Origin of the sequence: Streptacidiphilus jiangxiensis (assembly GCF_900109465.1) — a bacterium.
Classification (GTDB): domain Bacteria; phylum Actinomycetota; class Actinomycetes; order Streptomycetales; family Streptomycetaceae; genus Streptacidiphilus; species Streptacidiphilus jiangxiensis.
Genome location: NZ_FOAZ01000008.1, coordinates 1 through 15,874 on the forward strand (window position 1 = coordinate 1; position 15,874 = coordinate 15,874).

Consider the following 15,874-nt stretch of genomic DNA (forward strand, 5'->3'; position numbering starts at 1 on the left):
CGCGGGATGCGAGTGGCGTGCTGTGGCTGTACCAGGGCACCGGTAACCCGGCTGCGCCGTTCAAGTCCCGGGTCCGGGTTGGTGGGGGCTGGAACACCTACAACACCCTCGCGTAGGTGTCGTCTCGACCGCAGCCCCGACCGGTACGCCGGTCGGGGCCCTCGTCGTTGCGGGGCATGGCGGGCATGGCGGGGCTCACGCGGAGGTCACTCCACGCGGGTGATGGTGGGCAGTGGCCATGTGCCGTCGAGGATGGCCCGGGTCGGCTGGTAGAGGCGCAGGATGAGGTAGAACGGCTCGGCGGGGGCGGGGAGCCAGAGGGAGTCGTCGGTGGGGCGCGCGTGCTGGACGGCGATGGTGATCCCGCCGTCGGGCCCGACGGCCAGGCCCGGCGTGTCGGTGCCGACCTTGTAGCGGTCGAGTTCGTTGTCCACCAGCATCTTGTCCGCCGCGCGGTACAGGGTGAGTGACCAGAACGCGTCCACGGGCGGAGGTCCGGCGAAAGTGACCCGGTATGCGTGGCGGCCGTCGAGGATCTCGCCGCGGTCGTCGACGAAGCCGCCCGGGTACATGGCCTCCCGTTCGCCGTTGCCGCCGAGGTAGGGGCCGGACACCACGGCGCGGCGCGGGTAGTCGAAGCCGAAAGCGTCCATCCCCACGACCCAGGTCCAGCCGTTGCGGATCTCTGCGGTCGCCGCGAAGCCGGCCTGGGCGGCGGCGGGTCCGTCGGCCAGGGCTCGGGCCAGTGCCGCTCGTTGGCGGTCGGTCAGGCCGGACGGGGAGAAGCCCTCCGGGGTCAACCCGATCCGGGTGAACTGCGCCACCAGTGCCTGGTCGGTCGGGTAGACGGGGTTGGCGGCCAGGGCTGCGCCGAGGTGGGTGTAGAAGCCCAGGGGGTCGCCGGTGATGTCGGGAAGGGGTGCGAGGCCGCCGTCGGCGGGCGCGTTCCCTGACGGGGTGAGCGTGAACCGTGACTGGAGCGCATGGACCTCTGCGAGATCTTCGCCCGCGCTGACGCGGATGCGGCCCCAGAGCCAGACCTTGCGGGTGGTGACGTCCAGCCGGACCGCGTCGGCAGGCAGCGGGCCGGTCCAGCCCGGGGGCACCAGGACATAGCGGCCGGCGCCGGTGCCGGTGGTGCGGCGGCCGATGTAGTGCTGCAGTTCCTGGTACATGGTGAACACGTCGATGACGTAGTAGCGGTCCTGCGTGTCCGGGACTTGGAGGAGGTAGGGGACGGTGAGGTCGACCACGGCGCTCATGTAGAGCGTGTCGGCGTTGGCGGTGGGCATGTCGTGGGCGTCCGGGGTCGCCAGTTCGGTGGCCCAGCCGATGGTGTTGAGCGGATTGCGGTAGCTGGTGGTCGGCCGGGGCGTGGGCACGTCGGTGTACTCGCGGCACACGCGCTCCATCCGCACCAGTGGGTAGCCCCAGAGGTAGGCGGAGAGTCCGAGGTGGTAGGCGTCGGCCTCCTGGCCGTCAGCCAGGAGGCCGGGGGCGACCACCGTCGTCAGCAACGCGTCCGGGTAAGCCTCGGCAGTCATCCATGTCACCTTCCGCTCGCGGGAACGGCCGCCAGCATAGGTGTATTTGATGCGTTATGTCTGTTTGATGTCGCGTGTCTTCCGCGGTCACGAGCGCCTACCAGTCGAAGGACGGAGCGGCGCCGAGGGTCGCCCAGCGGGGCACGATGCTCGCCCAGCGGGGCACGATGCTCGCCTCCTACAACACCGTGGTCACCACCATCGCCGCCGTGGCCCCACTGGCCGGTGGCCTTGCTCCGGACCACTACGCCACTGCGGTGGCCGGCTCCAAGGTCGTCTTCACCGTCCTGGGCGCCGTCGTCCTCCTCGGCAGCTTGCTCTCCGTCTGCGCTCCCGGGCTTTCCACGTCACGGCGGTGCCGCTCAGGTCCGCCCCCTTACTGGCGCTGCCAGAGCTCGCGGTAAGCGGTGGGAGTGAGCTGTACGCGGCGCAGCAGATGCTGACGCAAGGAATCGGAGCTGCCCAGGCCGCTGCGTTCGGCTACGCGGTCGACGGGAAGGTCCGTGGTCTCCAGGAGCTCCCGGGCTCGGTCGACGCGCTGCTGAAGCACCCACTGCAGTGGGGTGAGGCCGGTTTCGGCCTGGAAGCGCCTGGTCAGGGTGCGCACGCTGGTGTGGGCGTGTTCGGCCAGGGCGCCGAGGGTCAGCGGTTCGTCGAGGCGCTCCAGCGCCCAGGCCCTGGTTTCGGCCAGGGAGAAGGCGCGGCTTGAGGGGACAGGGGCGGCGACCCGCTGCGTTTGATCGCCGATCCGGGTCGGGGCGAGAAGGGTCAGGCGGGCGACGTTGTTCGCGACCGCCGCGCCGTAGTCGGAGCGGATGAGGTGGAGGCAGAGGTCCACCCCGGCTGCCAGGCCGGCCGAGGTGGACACAGGTCCGTCCTCGACAAAAAGGACGTCGCCGACGACGTTGACGAGGGGAAAACGATCGCTGAGTTCCGCTGAGAACGGCCAGAAGGTCGTCGCCCGTCGGCCGTCCAGGAGGCCGGCCTGGGCCAGGACGAAGGCTCCGGTGCAGATGGAGACGATGCGGGCGCCGGCGCTCGCTGCCCGGTTGAGCGCCGCGAGTACGCGTGCATCGGCGTCAGCGCGCGCCCCGGTACCGGTGACGATGACTGTGTCGGCCGCGTCCACGACATCGAGCCCGTGCGGGATCGAGATCTGGAGGCTGCCGAGCGTGTCCACCAACCCGGGATCCGGAGTGCCGACGCGCACGTCGTAGCCGGGGCCGTCGTCCAGCTCCGCAGCCCCGAAGACCAGCTCCGGGATGGACAGGTCGAACGCCGTTGCCGGGGGCAAGGCCAGAACAGCAACGCGGTGCATGGTGGCCAGATCCTCCGGTTCGTCGTCCATCTCGGCGGTGGCCGTGCTGCCAGGCTTCGTCGGAGGCTGGTCGTGCGCGGCCCGCAGGAACTGCAACTCCTCACTGCGGCCGGGCATTTCCCTGTTGTTCGTCACTGTCCCCCGGGGGTTTCGTGTCCCGCTACGTTGTCATGGGAGCAGGTGCCACCGGCCTTGCGGTCGCTGAGCGCCTCGTCCGCGAGGGCTCGCAGGTACGTCAGATCACGCGCCGAGGCGCCGGGTTGCAGCATCCACTGGTCGAACGTGTCGCGGCTGACGCTCGCGACGCCGAGCGGCTGGCCGGGCTGCTCGAAGGAGCCGAGACCGTGATCAACTGTGCGATGCCGCCGTACGACCGATGGATCACGGATGCCCCGCCGCTCGCCGCTGCGCTGCTGAGCGCCGTTGAACGCGCGGGCATCGGCTACGTCATGCTCGGCAACCTGTACGCCTACGGGCACGTCGACGGACCGTTCACCGAGGGCCTGCCGATCGCCCCGGTCTCCGCCAAGGGCCGCGTGCGCGCCCAGATGTGGCTGGATGCCCTGGCCGCCTTCGAGGCGGGGCGTGCCAACGTCACCGAGGTCCGCGCTGCGGCGTTCCTTGGTGCGGGAGCGGTCAGCACCTTCACGCTTTCCATTGCTCCGCAGGTGCTGGCAGGCGAGGTGGCGAAGTACGCCGGTCGGCTCGATGTGCCGCAGTCCTGGTCCTTCGTGGGAGACGTCGCCGAGACTCTGGTTGCTGCTGCTCGCGACGGCCGCTCGTGGGGGCGAGCCTGGCACGTGCCGGCCGCTGTGATTCCGGTTCAGGAACTCACGGAGCGCTTCGCAGAGCTGACTGGCGCTCCCGCCCCGCGCCTCGAACGCCTCGACCAGGACGCGCTCCGCGCGCTCTCGAAGCAGAACCCCGTCTTCGGCGAACTCGTCGAGATGCTCTACGCCACGGAGAACCCGCACATCCTCGACTCGACCGAGACGGAACGCATGCTCGGCGTTCGCCCGACCGCGCTGGACGAGGCGCTGCTCGCCACCGCGCGAGGCCTTGCCCAGGTCGGGTGACGCGGCGGCTTGGTCTCGCTTCCGGTCTCATTCACCTCCGTCCACTGAGGTTCACGCCGTGACTCCGCTCTCCTTCCAGCACAGGTCAGGGCAGGCGTGAACCACTCCGGGCGGGGCGGGCGTCGTGAAGCCGGCCGGTGCGCAGGCCAGCCGCTCCCCTTGGGCGGCATCGGGGGTCCGTTCAGCTGGTGGTCTGCTGTGCTCCGGTGGCGCTGCCGGCCAGCCAGGTGCTCCAGTCCAGGGTGAAGGCCGCGTAGCCGTTGTCGCCGGGGACGGGGCCGCGCGGGCTGCCCGTGACGGTGACGGGGTCGCCCGGGTGGGCGTGGGCGTAGAACCACTGGGAGTCGGCCAGGGACAGGTGGATGCAGCCGTGGGAGGTGGACTGGCCGGGGTTGGGGTGGGCCGTGGAGTAGTGGACGAAGGTGCCGGAGGTGGTGAGCCGGACGTCCCAGGGCAGGGTGACGTCGTAGAAGTTGACGTTGGCCGGGTCGCAGGTGATGTGCACGCTGCAGGAGGTCATGTGCACCGACGGGGCCTTCTCCATCTCGGCCATGGTGCCGTCCCAGGTGGGGAACTGGGCGCTGCCGGCGTCGATGGGGAAGTGCTTCTGGCGGACACTGTCGAGGTAGACGTCCATGGTGTGGGCGGCGGCGTCGACCTTGGTCTCCCAGTCCGCGCCGATGGTGAACGCGTGGTGGTAGTCGTGGATGCCGTAGCGGCCGTTGCCGTCGGCGATGCCGGTGAGGCGGGCGTCGACGGAGACGCGGGTGCCGGCGGGCCAGAACTGCTTGGGCCGCCAGTCCGCGCGGGTGTTGCTGAACCAGTGCCAGGCGCCGGTGACCGGGGAGGAGGTGGTGACCTTCATCGCCTGCTCGACCGCGGCGCGGGCGGACGGGGCCACGGGGTGGGTGAACTCCACGGAGACGGGCATCGCCACGCCGACGGTGGCGCCGTCGGCCGGAGCGATCGTGTCGAGCAGCAGCGGCGGGCCCGCGGGGTGAGTCGGCGAGGGACTGGTCGACCCGGGGCCGGTGCCCGGGGTGCCGCCGGTCGACGAGGACTGAGCCGACGCGGAGCCCGGCCCGGCGGCCGTGGCGGAGCCGTCGCTGCAGGCGGTCGCCCCCAGCAGCACCGCCGCGGTGAGCACCGCGATCCCAACGTACCTGCGGTGCGCCGCCGGTCGCGCGTTCCGTGCCATCTTCTCCACGCTCCTCGTGAGTTCCCCTGTGCGTCATGGGAACGCGATGGCTGCTACGCCCTCGCGCAACCGTGGAGATGCCGAGTGCGCCGGAAAGGTTGGAGGCCTGGGCGGCTGTTCCAGACCCGTGACAAACCGTCTGCCGGAGGCCGCCTCCGCGTCAGCGGTAGAGCCAGCTCAGCAGGGTCGTGGCCGTGAACACCGCTCCCGACGTGAGACAGACCGCCCGCAGGGTCAGCCGCCTGGAGCGGTCGGGGAGTTGGGGGCGGGGCGTGGGCTGGGACTGCGGGAGCGGTGTCAGCAGCGCGTCCGCGAAGGCCTGGGCGGTCGACGGTCGGTCCGCGGGCTCGACGGACATCGCGGCCCGCAGCAACAGGGCGACGTGCGGCGGGAGTTCCGTGCCGGCCGGCAGCGCCGGGAGCGTCGATGCGGTCGGCTGGTCGGTCATCAGAGCCGTGGCGCGTCCGCCCGGACCGAAGGGCTTCTGGCCGGTCAGCAGCTCGTAGGCCACGACGGCCAGCGCGTACACGTCGGCCCTTCCGTCGAAGCCGCCGGTCTGGAAGGCCTGTTCCGGTGCCATGTACGCGGGCGTGCCCGTGGTCACCGTCAGCCCGGACGCGTCGGCCAGCTGCTTCGCGCTGCCCAGATCCGCCACCAGCACCCGGGTGGGACCGGAGCCGGCGGCGAGCAGCAGGTTGGACGGCTTGACGTCGCGGTGAACCACGCCTGCCTCGTGCAGGACCTGGACCGCGTAGCCCGCCTCCGCGGCCAGCCGCAGGGCCTCCTGCGGGTCGCAGTGCCCGACCCGGTCCGCCAGGGTGCCGCCGCGGACGTAGTCCATGACGAAGTAGGGCCGGTCCTCCTGCACCCCCACGTCGTGCACCCGGACCACTCGTGGGCTGGCGATCCTGCGCAGCAGCCGCGCCTCGGCCAGGAACCGCTCGCGTACGTCGGCGTTGGCGGCCCAGTTCTCGGCCAGCACTTTCACCGCGACGTCGGTGTCGAGCTCCGGATCGTAGGCCTTCCACACCGTCGCGAAGGAACCGGCACCGAGCCGCTCGACGAGGAGGTAACGGCCGAGCTTGCGCATGTGGCAGCATTCTGCCGGAGTCGGCGGAGGGACGGAACTCCCCTTCGACGGGTGGGACGCGAGCGGGACGCACGTGGGACGAGGCGGGGGGCTTCGGGTGTTCGAGGAACGCGAGCTGGAAGAGCTCGTGACGGCTGCTCAGGCGGGGGACCCTGGGGCGATGGAGTACCTGCTGGCCAAACTTCGGCCGGTGGTGCTGCGCCGCTGCGCGCGCTTCCTTCCTCACCACGCCGACGCCGAGGAGGCCGCGCAGGACGCCCTGCTGTCCATCAGCACGCACCTGGGCGAGTACGGCGGCCGCGGATCCTTCCTGGGGTGGGTGACGGTGATCGCGTCCAACGCCGCCCGGACCACCTACCGGTCCATGCGTCGCCGCGCCGAGGACAGCCACGCCGACCTCCCCGAGTCCGTCGACCCGCGCACCACCAGCGTCATCGCCGGGAGCCGGCTGGACCTGATGGAGGCGCTGGCCGCGTTGGAGCGGCAGCACCCCACCCTGGTGGAGTCCTTCGTGCTGCGCGACCTGGGGGACCTGACCTACCTCCAGGTGGCCGAGGAGCTGGGCACCCCGTTGGGCACGGTCAAGGACCGCATCCACCAGGCGCGACGCTTCATGCGCGAGCGCCTGGCCACCGGTCTGTGAACGAGACGCCCGCGACGGGCGGCGGCCGCACGGTCGTCCGGCTCCGGTCCGCTGCCGCTGCCCTTGCGGCGGCTGCCGCGCTCGGCCTGGCGACCGGCCGTTTCGTCCTGCCACCGCCACCCGGGACTCCCGGCACTCCCGGCACCGGGCACCCGGCAGCACGCTCCGGTCCCGCCACGGGTGGGGCCTCCGGGGGAGCTTCCGCCCTGGCGACGGCCCGCGCGTCCGTCCCGGCACCTGGGTCCTCGGCCTCCGCCTCCGCTTCGCCGGCCGGTGAGAGGGGGCCGGTGACGGCCGCCAACATGGTGGATGCGGCCGTGTTCAGCCCGGACGTCAGCATCGGGCGGATCCACGTCGCGGACCTCCTCGGAAACGGGACGTACAACTCGGGCTGCATCGGCGAGGACGACACCCTGGGCGGGTTCGGCTCCGTCATCCGCGGACTGATCATCAAGGGCACCCGCACCGCCCCGTCCGACCCCACCATGGCGTTCCCCTATACCAACCAGGTCGCCCACGAGCTCGTTGCCGAGGCCCTGAGCCCCGATCTGGCGCAGAACATCACCGAACGCCTGCTGCTCGAGGAGGGTCTCTGCCAGAACGAACCGCCGACCCACTGGGTCTACGGAAAGACCACGACCCTGCGGCTGGCCCCCGACGTCACCGCGAGCTGGATGGGCATGTACGTGGGGACCCTCAACACCACCGGAACCGCGCCCGCGGGCAAGGAGCCCTGCGGCGGCGTCGCCGTGCTGCACAGCGGGACCCACTACGGGCTGCTGGACATCGAGTTCTGCCTGGGCACGGCCGAGATGAACCGCGTCGTCAGGGCCGCTCTGTCACGGCTCTGAAACAGCCGGTCAGGGCTCCAACTTTCGCCTTCCCGGCGGCATCTCCCCGGTTGTACGAGGACGCAGCAGGCGTCCCGACCAGTAGGGGGAGCAGATGAACGAGAACCAGACCGTCCGGCGCACGTCCGTCCGCCGCAACCGTGTCGCGGCCGCGGCGGCCTGCTTCGCCGCCGCACTGATCACGGCCGGAGTCGTCGGCGTCCAGTCGGCCAGCGCGGACGGCGCGGACGGCGCGGCGAGTGCCACGCAGCACACCGCGGTCGCCACGCCCGGACTCGGCTCCGCCGCGCTCGTCCAGAGCGAGGACTTCCTGCGGGGCGTGAAGCCGGCCGGCGCGACCGTCACACTGACCGGACGTCAGGGGCTTTCCGCGTGCTCGGGCGAGGAGACGATGCACGACCTGACCAAGGGCAAGGCCACCGCGTACGCGTCGGTGACCTGGACCTTCGGCACCGACGGTCTGCTGACCGAGTCGGCCGCGAGCGCCCCTTCCGGGAGCACGGCGGCCACGTGGGAGAAGCAGCTTGTCGCGCTCGTCCAGGACTGCCAGGACGAGCCCGCCGGCCACTGGCACTACGGCGCGGCCCACACCCTGACGCTCCCCGGCGGCACCGGGCGCTGGTACCCGTCCGTCAACGGCGACGGCAGGGCCTCCGGCGGCGTCGCGATCCTGCGCAGCGGCACCAGGGTCGCCATCGTCGAGCTCACCGGCCGGCCCGCCGACGGCCCGGCCTCCGTCAAGGCCATCGCCACCGCGGCACTGAACCGCCTCCCCTCCTGAACCGCCCCCAGGAGGCGGCCTGTGGGTCCACGCCGCCGCCCTCCTCGTGCATCGTCCTCGACTGGAGGAGGGGCAGCAGCGTTCGGCCCCCGGTTGGTGACTTCGCCGCGGAGGAGGACCCGGACGCGCGTGCGTCCGGGTCCTCCTCGTTGCCTGGGCGGGGACGGGGGGACGGGTGTCAGGACCCGCAGTTCGAAGGCGCCAGCCCGCCGGGGCGTGGGATCAGCCCTCGCCGATGTCGACCTGGGAGGAGGGGAAGCAGGCCGGGGCCGGGTTGGTCAGCATGACGGCGAGGCTTCCGACGGACCTGTGGAGTGCGCCTGGCGGCGCTTCGTCGACGACCAGCAGGGTGTCGCCGTGCGGGACGGCGCCCGGGTCGAGCAGGGCGACGCGGCCGTTCTTCGGGTCAAGGGACATCACCTGGCCGAGGTGGCTGGTGTCGACCGGGGTGACCTTGGCGGGGCAGGTGGCCGAGGGGGACAGGACGACGGCGGGCAGCCCCGCTCGGCGCAGCGCGGCCTGGAGCCCGGAGAGCTTCGTGCCGGTGATCTCGAGGGCGACGACGTGGCCGGGGCGGACCGTCACGGTGTAGCCGACATCGCCGAGGGCAGGCGCGGAGTTGCTGTTCCCGGCCGACGGGGAGGCCGGCGCCGCGTGGGGAGTGGCAGGGGCGGTGCCGGTGTGGGTGCCCAGGACGACGGCGGTGACGGCGGCGGCCAGGCCGAGCGAGGTGACCGCGATACGCCCGGTGTGGCGCGGCCGGACGGGCGTCGGGGAGAGGACGGGCCGGGCTGCGGCACGGGCGGCCAGCTCGTCCCCGAGTCGCTGCCGGAAGTTCACGGGAGTGTCCATGGGGGTGTTCACGAGGCGGCCTCCAGAAGGGTGTTCAGGGACGGGCCGGCCTGCGGGGTGACGCTCTTCAGCGCCTTGCGAGCCCGGTGCAGGCGCATCCGCGCGGTGGCGGCGCTGATCCCCAGCGCCTGGGCGGCCTCACGGATGGTCAGCCCGTCGACCGCGACCAGGTCCAGTACGGCGCGCAAGGGTTCGGACAACGCCGCATGCAGCCCGGTCAACTCCCGAGCGGCGCGGGCCGCGTCGATGCGGGACTCGATCGCGGCGACGTCCTGCTCGTCGAGCATCCGGTGGCCGGCGATCCGGGAGACGGCGCGCCGCTCCCGGGCGCTGCCGCGGAAGTGGGTGGCCAGGACGTTGCGGGCGATGCCGTAGAGCCAGGCGGCGGGCGTGCCGCGCCGGGCGTCGTAGCTCTCCACCTGTTCCAGCGCGGTCAGGAAGATGTCCGCGGTCAGGTCGGCTGCCAGATGCACGTTGTCGGTACGTCGGGTGACGAAGCCGAGGATCGCGGCGAAGTTCTGCTCGTAGAACTCGGCGAAGCCGGATGGGTCCGGCACAGGTGGGGCTATCGGGTGCTCCGTGGGCACGGACGCTCCTTGGGACGAACGAGTGACTGCTTACGTCTCTACTTGGCTCCGGCGCCGAAAAGCGTCACATGATCCCATCGGTGGCCGCCCGGAGATCGGCCACTCGGGGGAGTCGCATCCGCCTTGCGCGTCTCGGTGCCCCGAGGTCTCGGTGGGGGTGCCTCGGTAGAGTCCCGCCATGACCGCGACCTTCACCGATGCCTTCCTCCTCGTCGCCGAACGCCATGCCGCGTGGGGAGCCGAGCAACTCGAGGCGCTCGGGCGGGTGTTGCCCGAGGGGCCGTGGACGGCGGACCTGGAGCAGTGCACCTACCAGTCCGGCGGCCGGACAGTACGGGTCGGCCTCCTTGGTTCGTACGACCTGTCCGAGCGGAGTTGGCTCTGGGCCTGGGCCAATCCCGGCCTGCAGGGCAGCGCGGTGGTGGCGGCCAGCGAGCGGATCGCCGACTTCGGGCGGCGCAACGGCGTCCCCGAGCTCCGGACCGAGGGCGTGGACCTGTCGGGCTTCGGCGACCCCCGCCGGGCCGCCGAGGCGCTCGCCTTCGTCGGGATGGGCGTGCTCGGCGCCCCGGGCTACATCGGTCAGTCGGCCGGTCCCGAGACCCGGGTCTACTTCGCCCCCGACGACCCGCAGATCCCGCGTGCGAACCTCGACCCGATCACCATGCCGCGCTTCCTGATGACCGGCGCGGGACTGTTCGGACGTTCCGCGCGCGAGGTGGTGAGCGGCTACTTCGCCGACCACGGCGTGCCCGTCGACGTGGCCGCCGACCGGATCCGCGCCCACCTGCCCGACGGCCGGGTGGCCGAGGTCGGCTTCGACGCGTACGGGCGGATCGCCGGGATCAGCGCCACGGCGAACGGGCACTGAACCTCACCCCGGGTGGCGGCGGGTGCGCCAGAAGGCGAGGGTCGCCACGGCGAGGGGGCAGTGAGGGGGCAGTGAGGGGCACCGAGGTGTGGGTCGGTGCCTGGTCGTGGGAGCGGATCACGGTCGGGGCGGCGATCTGCCGTGCTCCCCGGCCATCCATCGGTCCGGGGCGTGCTACGAGGGCTCAGCCGGTTCCCAGGTGGGTGATCAGCGCGGCCAGCAGGGTGGTGCGGGGGACGACACTGGTCAGGTCGAGCCACTCGGCGGGGCTGTGGTCGCCGCCGCCGATCGGGCCGAGGCCGTCCAGGACGGGCACGTGGAGGGAGGCGAGATTGGCGTCGGCCGCCCCTCCGGTGGCGACCGCGGTGACGTCGAACCCGAGCTCGGCGGCGATCTGCCGGGCCTGGGCCACCATGCCCGCGACCTCGTCCGTGGGCGCCATCGGCGGCCATGCGGCGGGCCGGTGGATCGTCACCGAGGTGCCGGGGACGACGGGGTGCGCGGCGAGTGACTCGACGGCGGCGAGGGCGGCCTCCATCTCGTCGGTGGTGGTGGCGCGGACCTCCAGCTCCAGGCGGGCCTCGGCGCAGACCACGTTGGTGCGTGAACCGGCCTGCACCACACCGACGTTGACGGTGACGCCGGGCCACTGACCGTTGAGCCCCTGGAGGCCGGTGATCAGGTGGGCGGCGGTGAGCGCCGCATTGGCGCCGCGCTCCGGTTCGATGCCGGAGTGCGCGGCCCGGCCGCTGACGGTGAGGTGCAGGTCGGCGATGCCCTTGCGGGCCTGGACCAGATCGCCGTTCTCCCGGGCCGCCTCCAGGCAGAGCGCGTAGTCGGCCTCGACGGCCAGCGCCTCGATGGTCGGGCGGCCGGCGTCCGAGCTGATCTCCTCGTCCGGGGTCAGCAGGAACACCAGCTCCGCATACGGGTGCCGGCCGGTGTCGGAGATGGCCGCGGCGGCGGTGATGCCGGCGAGCAGACCGCCCTTGTCGTCCGTGACGCCCGGGCCGTAGGCGATGCCGTCCACGATCCGCAGCGGCCGGGCGGCGGCCGTGCCGTCGTCGTAGACGGTGTCCAGATGGGCGAGTAGCAGGATCCGGCGCCCGTGCGGGAGGTCGCCCCGGCGCCGGGCCACCACGATGTCGCCCAGAGGCCGGCCGTCGTCGGCCCGGGCGGGGGTGCGGGTGACCGTGAAGCCGAGCGAGGTGAGCCGGTCGGCGCAGAGGTCGGCGGCGCGGTTGACGCCGTCGGCGTTCCAGCTGCCGCAGTCGATCGAGACCAGTTCGGCGAGGTCGGTCAGGAAGTCGTCGTAGCGGGCCCGTACATGGGTCTGGAGCACGTGGGTGGAGGACAGGCCGGTGGCGCACCCGAGGTGCGCGGGGGCGCTCACAGGGCCTTCGCCGGGGCCTCGTCGTACTGGCCCGCCTCTCCCGGTGACTCCCACCGTGCCGGAGGACCTGATCGCGCCGGTAGCGCGTCGTGGAAGGACCGGTCGGTGCCGACGCGTCGGGTCGGGGGGATTGTGGACATGGCTGTCTCCTTGCCGCCGCGAGGGGGAGGGGCGGCGATAGAGATACAAATTACATAAGCTCGCCAATCTTCGATAGATGTAACAGACGTTTCAATGCCGGGATGCGCCGACCCGACTCCCCGCGGGGGCCGGTTCAGAAGAGGGAGAGCTCCTGGGTCGCCTGCTCCCCGGCGGCCATGCGGGCGGTCGCCACCTCGCCGAGGGAGGCGAGAACGCCTGCGACGACGGTCTCCAGCACGGCCATGGCCGGCACCAGCGTGTCGTAGGGCGAGGGAGAGGTGACCACGGTCGGCAGTACCACCTGCGCCACCTCGGCGACCGGGGACAGCCAGGTGTCGGTCACCAGGACGACGGTGGCCCCGCGCGTGTGCGCCGCGGTGGCGAGTTTCAGCGTGGCGGACTCGTAGCGCCGGATGTCCAGGGCCACGACGACGTCCCGTCGGCCCAGCTCCGCCAGCATGGCGACGCGTGGGGCGGGCGCCTCGGGCAGCACGCGGCAGTCGGCCCGCATCTGCATCAGGTGCAGGCAGAGGTAGGACGCCAGCGCGTTGGTGAACCGCCCGCCCACCACGGTGATCCGGCGGGACGTGTCGGCGACCAGGGCGATCGCCCGGTCCATCTCGTCCTGCGGCAGCGTCCGGAAGGTCTCCGCGACCGAGCTGCTGAACACCCGCCCACTACGGGCCAGCAACCCGCCCTCGGCCTCGGCCTGTTCGGCGAACTCCGCCGACCCGTACAGGCTCAGCGGCGAGGCCTCCCGCTCCTCCAGCTCGTCCCGCAGCGCCTGCTGGAACTCCGGGTAACCGCGAAACCCGAGCCGCTGGGCGAACCGCACCACCGTCGGCGCACTCACCCCGGCCCGCTCGGCCAGCCTGGCCACGGTCTCGAATCCGGCCACCGGATACGCAGCGAGCAGCACCCGCGCGACCTTCCGCTCCGCCGGGCTGAACTCCCCGAGGCGAAGCCGCACGGCCTCGCCCACACCCCCGGGTGCCGGTTGCACGGGCCACCTCCTGAAATGGACGTTTCATCCTAGCGATCGGCAGGCCCCACCTGGAACGCCGTGCCGCCGTACGGCCGCGGGGCGAGCGGAGGGGCCGGGAACGGCGGAGGGGCCGGAAACAGCTGCAGGCGCCCCCGTGCGAGTGAGGCGCGGTGCTTGCGTAAGGTTTGCTCACCAGAACGGGGTGGAGGAGCAGATGACATTCCCGGTGCGACGCACGGCGGCCGCGGCGGTTGCCGCCGTGGCCTGGATCGGTCTCACCGCCTGCAACGGCTCCGGTCACCCGGCGAGCGCGGCGTCGACGTCGGTGTCGGTGGCGGCCGCGGGTACCGCCTCCTCCTCGCCGGGCCCGACCGCTGCGGGGACTGCGGCGACCGCGACGGCCGGAGCGGCTGTTCCCTCCGCTGCGTCGGCATCGGTAGCGGCATCGGTAGCGGTCTCGGTGTCGGCATCCGCGGCGGCACCGACCACGGCGGGCGCGTCCCATGCGGCCGCCGTCGCCACCCCCGCGAGCTGCCAGAACCTGTCCGTCCCGAGCGGCGTCAAGTCGGCCGTGGTGCAGACCTGGGCGAACGCCAAGGGCATCGCCCACATCCAGCCAAGGCCCGGCGGCTTCTACTACGGCAGCTGTGGCACCACCCTGTACGCCGCCGCGCGCTTCGAGGCCGGCCCCGGTGCGACCAGCCGTGATCTGGTCCAACTGCAGGACGAGGGAACCGTGCTGCAGTTCTTCCGGTTCACCCCGAGCGCAGGCTGGGCGTTCGTCGGGTCCGACTCCTATCCGCCCACGGGCGACTGCGCCGCGTTTGCCCCCGCCGCTCTCGCGCGGCAGTGGCACTGCTCGTGACCGCCGGACCGGTCATGGATGGCCGGTGCCCTGACCTGTCGTTCCGCTCTCCCGTCGGTGATGCTCGGACCTACCTGGACGAGGCGAATCACCGAGGAGAGGCGGCCGACCCATGGCCTACCGGAACTGGTGCGGGGAGTGCGGCTTCAAGTCCTCCTGGGGCGCGCAGTCGCAGAGTGAGCAGCAACTGATCGAGCACTACCGCGTCCAGCACCCCGGCATCCTGCCGGGTGGACAGGTCGAGACGAACCAGAAGAACCCGGGCGGTGGTGGTCTCGGCTGCCTGCCGCTCATCGGCATCGCCTTCCTGGTGCTGCTCCTGGCAGCCTCCTGCCACCACTGAACGGGCACCGAACGGGCGCCGAACGGGCGCCGGATCGCCGGGCGTCACCAGGCGACGGGACCGAGACGGTCGACGAAGAGGCCGGTGGGGCCGTCGGGGGTGAGGGTGGCGAGGCGGACGATCGGATCGGCGCCCTCGGCGGCGGTCAGTTGGCCGGTGTGGTGGTTCATGTCGGTCGCCGCGAACGTGTGGTGGGCGACCTCGCCGGGGGTGGCGAGGTTGAACTTCACGCGCGGAAGGGCCTGGGCGTAGCGGACGGTGACCATGTTGAGGGCCGCCTTCGAAGACGTGTACGCGAGCTCGTGCATCGTCGAGATGGGCTGCTGGGGGTCGGTGACCACCGCGAAGGAGCCGCCCGCGCTGGTCACCATCACCACACGGGGGTTCTCCGCCGCCAACAGCAGCGGCAGGAAGGCGCGGGTGACCCGGACCGGGCCGTAGACGTTGGTGTCGTAGACGGACTGGAGCTCCTCGGCGGTCGCGTCGGCGGGTGGGATCGCCCGGCCCGGCGTGCCGGCGTTGTTGACCAGGATGTCGAGCCGGTCCGTGTGTTCGCGCACCAGCGCCACGGCGGCGGCGACCGAGTCGTCCGAGGTCACGTCCAGCGGGACCAGGACCACGTCCCCGCCGTCGGCGGAGAGCTTGTCGACGGCGGCCCGGCCCCGGCCCTCGTCACGGGAGCCGAGGAAGACCCGTCGGCCCTGGTCGGCGAGCCGTCGGGCGGTCTCGAAACCGAGGCCCTTGTTGGCGCCGGTGATCAGTACGGACTCTGTGGCGTTCATGCGGCTCTCCTGTCAGTGGGCGGTGCCCGGCAGCGGGGTGGAGTCCACGTAGCGGACCTCGTAGACCCGCTCGCTGAACCGCCAGCCGTCCGGCGTGCGTTCGTAGTGGTCGTGGTAGACGGCGAAGTTCAGGTGCGAGGTGCCGTCCTTGAGCCGACCGAACTCGTGGATGTAGGCGCGGCCGGAGGCGGTGTCACCGTCCAACTGGAGGAAGCCCGGGTGGACGGTCTGCACGAAGAACTCCCAGAGCCCCTGGCCCCAGGTGATGCCGGTCAGGATCGCCTCCCGGCCGACGAACTCCTTGCCGATGTGCGGCCACCGCATCGTCCCGTCCGGGGTGAACAGTGCGGCCACACGGTCGAAGTCGCGCATCATCACCGCGTCGGTGATCTCGGCGCGCAGCGCCTCGATCTCGATGCGGTCGGCGAGGGCCTGCATGCTGGTGTCGGTCATGAACCTCTCCCCGTCCCTGCGTCGATCCGGTCGATCCGGCTGATCTGGCCTGTGTCGCCTGCGAGTTGGGCGTTGGCGACAGACCCAGCATCGGCTGGGGG

General features: G+C 72.0%; 19 protein-coding genes. 8 read left to right on the top strand and 11 right to left on the bottom strand.

What is annotated here, in order from left to right; translation table 11 throughout:
* Window positions 1–206: 206 nt before the first annotated feature.
* Window positions 207–1,544: a DUF1254 domain-containing protein gene (locus tag BMY61_RS16545; RefSeq protein WP_052438695.1), complete on the bottom strand. Its 1,338-nt coding sequence runs from the start codon at window positions 1,542–1,544 to the stop codon at window positions 207–209.
* A gap of 74 nt (window positions 1,545–1,618) precedes the next feature.
* On the opposite strand from BMY61_RS16545, the gene BMY61_RS16550 reads away from it, so the two are divergent.
* The gene (locus tag BMY61_RS16550) at window positions 1,619–1,948 is read left to right on the top strand and encodes a hypothetical protein (protein WP_042447697.1); all 330 of its coding nucleotides are present in this window, start codon (window positions 1,619–1,621) and stop codon (window positions 1,946–1,948) included.
* Here BMY61_RS16550 and BMY61_RS16555 read toward each other — a convergent pair.
* Window positions 1,921–2,862, bottom strand: a complete 942-nt coding sequence (locus BMY61_RS16555; RefSeq protein WP_042448034.1) for a GlxA family transcriptional regulator — start codon at window positions 2,860–2,862, stop codon at window positions 1,921–1,923. The genes BMY61_RS16550 and BMY61_RS16555 overlap by 28 nt on opposite strands.
* 170 nt (window positions 2,863–3,032) lie before the next feature.
* Here BMY61_RS16555 and BMY61_RS16560 point away from each other — a divergent pair, with 170 nt between their 5' ends.
* Window positions 3,033–3,938 carry an NAD-dependent epimerase/dehydratase family protein gene (locus BMY61_RS16560; RefSeq protein ID WP_042447700.1) on the top strand — a complete coding sequence of 302 codons (906 nt, stop codon included), beginning with the start codon at window positions 3,033–3,035 and terminating at the stop codon, window positions 3,936–3,938.
* Between the two features lie 181 nt (window positions 3,939–4,119).
* Here the strand turns inward: BMY61_RS16560 and BMY61_RS16565 are convergent, their stop codons facing one another.
* Both BMY61_RS16565 and BMY61_RS16570 read right to left on the bottom strand, forming a co-directional pair.
* On the bottom strand, window positions 4,120–5,136 hold the full coding sequence (locus BMY61_RS16565; protein ID WP_042447702.1) for a L,D-transpeptidase: 1,017 nt from the start codon (window positions 5,134–5,136) through the stop codon (window positions 4,120–4,122).
* A gap of 160 nt (window positions 5,137–5,296) precedes the next feature.
* A complete protein-coding gene (locus BMY61_RS16570) occupies window positions 5,297–6,226 on the bottom strand; it encodes a serine/threonine-protein kinase (RefSeq protein WP_052438697.1) in 930 nt (309 codons plus the stop codon).
* A gap of 97 nt (window positions 6,227–6,323) precedes the next feature.
* On the opposite strand from BMY61_RS16570, the gene BMY61_RS16575 reads away from it, so the two are divergent.
* The 3 genes from BMY61_RS16575 to BMY61_RS16585 all read left to right on the top strand — a co-directional run bounded on the left by BMY61_RS16575 (window position 6,324) and on the right by BMY61_RS16585 (window position 8,501).
* Window positions 6,324–6,869, top strand: a complete 546-nt coding sequence (locus tag BMY61_RS16575) for an RNA polymerase sigma factor (RefSeq protein WP_042447706.1) — start codon at window positions 6,324–6,326, stop codon at window positions 6,867–6,869.
* Between the two features lie 287 nt (window positions 6,870–7,156).
* The gene (locus BMY61_RS16580) at window positions 7,157–7,720 is read left to right on the top strand and encodes a hypothetical protein (RefSeq protein ID WP_042447708.1); all 564 of its coding nucleotides are present in this window, start codon (window positions 7,157–7,159) and stop codon (window positions 7,718–7,720) included.
* A 94-nt stretch (window positions 7,721–7,814) separates the two neighbouring features.
* Window positions 7,815–8,501 carry a hypothetical protein gene (locus tag BMY61_RS16585; RefSeq protein ID WP_042447710.1) on the top strand — a complete coding sequence of 229 codons (687 nt, stop codon included), beginning with the start codon at window positions 7,815–7,817 and terminating at the stop codon, window positions 8,499–8,501.
* Window positions 8,502–8,723: 222 nt separating this feature from the next.
* Here the strand turns inward: BMY61_RS16585 and BMY61_RS16590 are convergent, their stop codons facing one another.
* On the bottom strand, window positions 8,724–9,365 hold the full coding sequence (locus tag BMY61_RS16590; protein ID WP_042447713.1) for a hypothetical protein: 642 nt from the start codon (window positions 9,363–9,365) through the stop codon (window positions 8,724–8,726).
* Window positions 9,362–9,940 (bottom strand): RNA polymerase sigma factor, encoded by a 579-nt coding sequence (locus BMY61_RS16595; RefSeq protein WP_042447714.1) that lies wholly within the window; start codon window positions 9,938–9,940, stop codon window positions 9,362–9,364. Before BMY61_RS16595 ends, BMY61_RS16590 begins: the two co-directional genes overlap by 4 nt.
* Before the next feature lie 178 nt (window positions 9,941–10,118).
* Here BMY61_RS16595 and BMY61_RS16600 point away from each other — a divergent pair, with 178 nt between their 5' ends.
* On the top strand, window positions 10,119–10,811 hold the full coding sequence (locus tag BMY61_RS16600) for a DUF6882 domain-containing protein (protein WP_042447717.1): 693 nt from the start codon (window positions 10,119–10,121) through the stop codon (window positions 10,809–10,811).
* 184 nt (window positions 10,812–10,995) lie between these two features.
* Here BMY61_RS16600 and BMY61_RS16605 read toward each other — a convergent pair whose 3' ends face one another.
* From BMY61_RS16605 to BMY61_RS16610, 3 genes are all read right to left on the bottom strand, one after another.
* Window positions 10,996–12,204 (bottom strand): M20 family metallopeptidase, encoded by a 1,209-nt coding sequence (locus BMY61_RS16605; protein WP_236656015.1) that lies wholly within the window; start codon window positions 12,202–12,204, stop codon window positions 10,996–10,998.
* Window positions 12,201–12,344: a hypothetical protein gene (locus BMY61_RS46255; protein WP_161791254.1), complete on the bottom strand. Its 144-nt coding sequence runs from the start codon at window positions 12,342–12,344 to the stop codon at window positions 12,201–12,203. The genes BMY61_RS16605 and BMY61_RS46255 overlap by 4 nt, the downstream gene beginning before the upstream one ends.
* A 134-nt stretch (window positions 12,345–12,478) precedes the next feature.
* Window positions 12,479–13,348, bottom strand: a complete 870-nt coding sequence (locus tag BMY61_RS16610; RefSeq protein ID WP_042447720.1) for a MurR/RpiR family transcriptional regulator — start codon at window positions 13,346–13,348, stop codon at window positions 12,479–12,481.
* A gap of 196 nt (window positions 13,349–13,544) precedes the next feature.
* Here BMY61_RS16610 and BMY61_RS45010 point away from each other — a divergent pair, with 196 nt between their 5' ends.
* Window positions 13,545–14,195 (top strand): hypothetical protein, encoded by a 651-nt coding sequence (locus BMY61_RS45010; protein ID WP_143094386.1) that lies wholly within the window; start codon window positions 13,545–13,547, stop codon window positions 14,193–14,195.
* A gap of 112 nt (window positions 14,196–14,307) precedes the next feature.
* On the top strand, window positions 14,308–14,538 hold the full coding sequence (locus BMY61_RS16625; protein WP_042447723.1) for a hypothetical protein: 231 nt from the start codon (window positions 14,308–14,310) through the stop codon (window positions 14,536–14,538).
* Window positions 14,539–14,582: 44 nt separating this feature from the next.
* Here BMY61_RS16625 and BMY61_RS16630 read toward each other — a convergent pair whose 3' ends face one another.
* Together BMY61_RS16630 and BMY61_RS16635 are read right to left on the bottom strand one after the other, a co-directional pair.
* The gene (locus BMY61_RS16630) at window positions 14,583–15,320 is read right to left on the bottom strand and encodes an SDR family NAD(P)-dependent oxidoreductase (protein WP_042447726.1); all 738 of its coding nucleotides are present in this window, start codon (window positions 15,318–15,320) and stop codon (window positions 14,583–14,585) included.
* A 12-nt stretch (window positions 15,321–15,332) separates the two neighbouring features.
* Window positions 15,333–15,773, bottom strand: coding sequence for a nuclear transport factor 2 family protein (locus BMY61_RS16635; protein ID WP_042447729.1), 441 nt, complete (start codon window positions 15,771–15,773; stop codon window positions 15,333–15,335).
* Window positions 15,774–15,874: the final 101 nt, after the last annotated feature.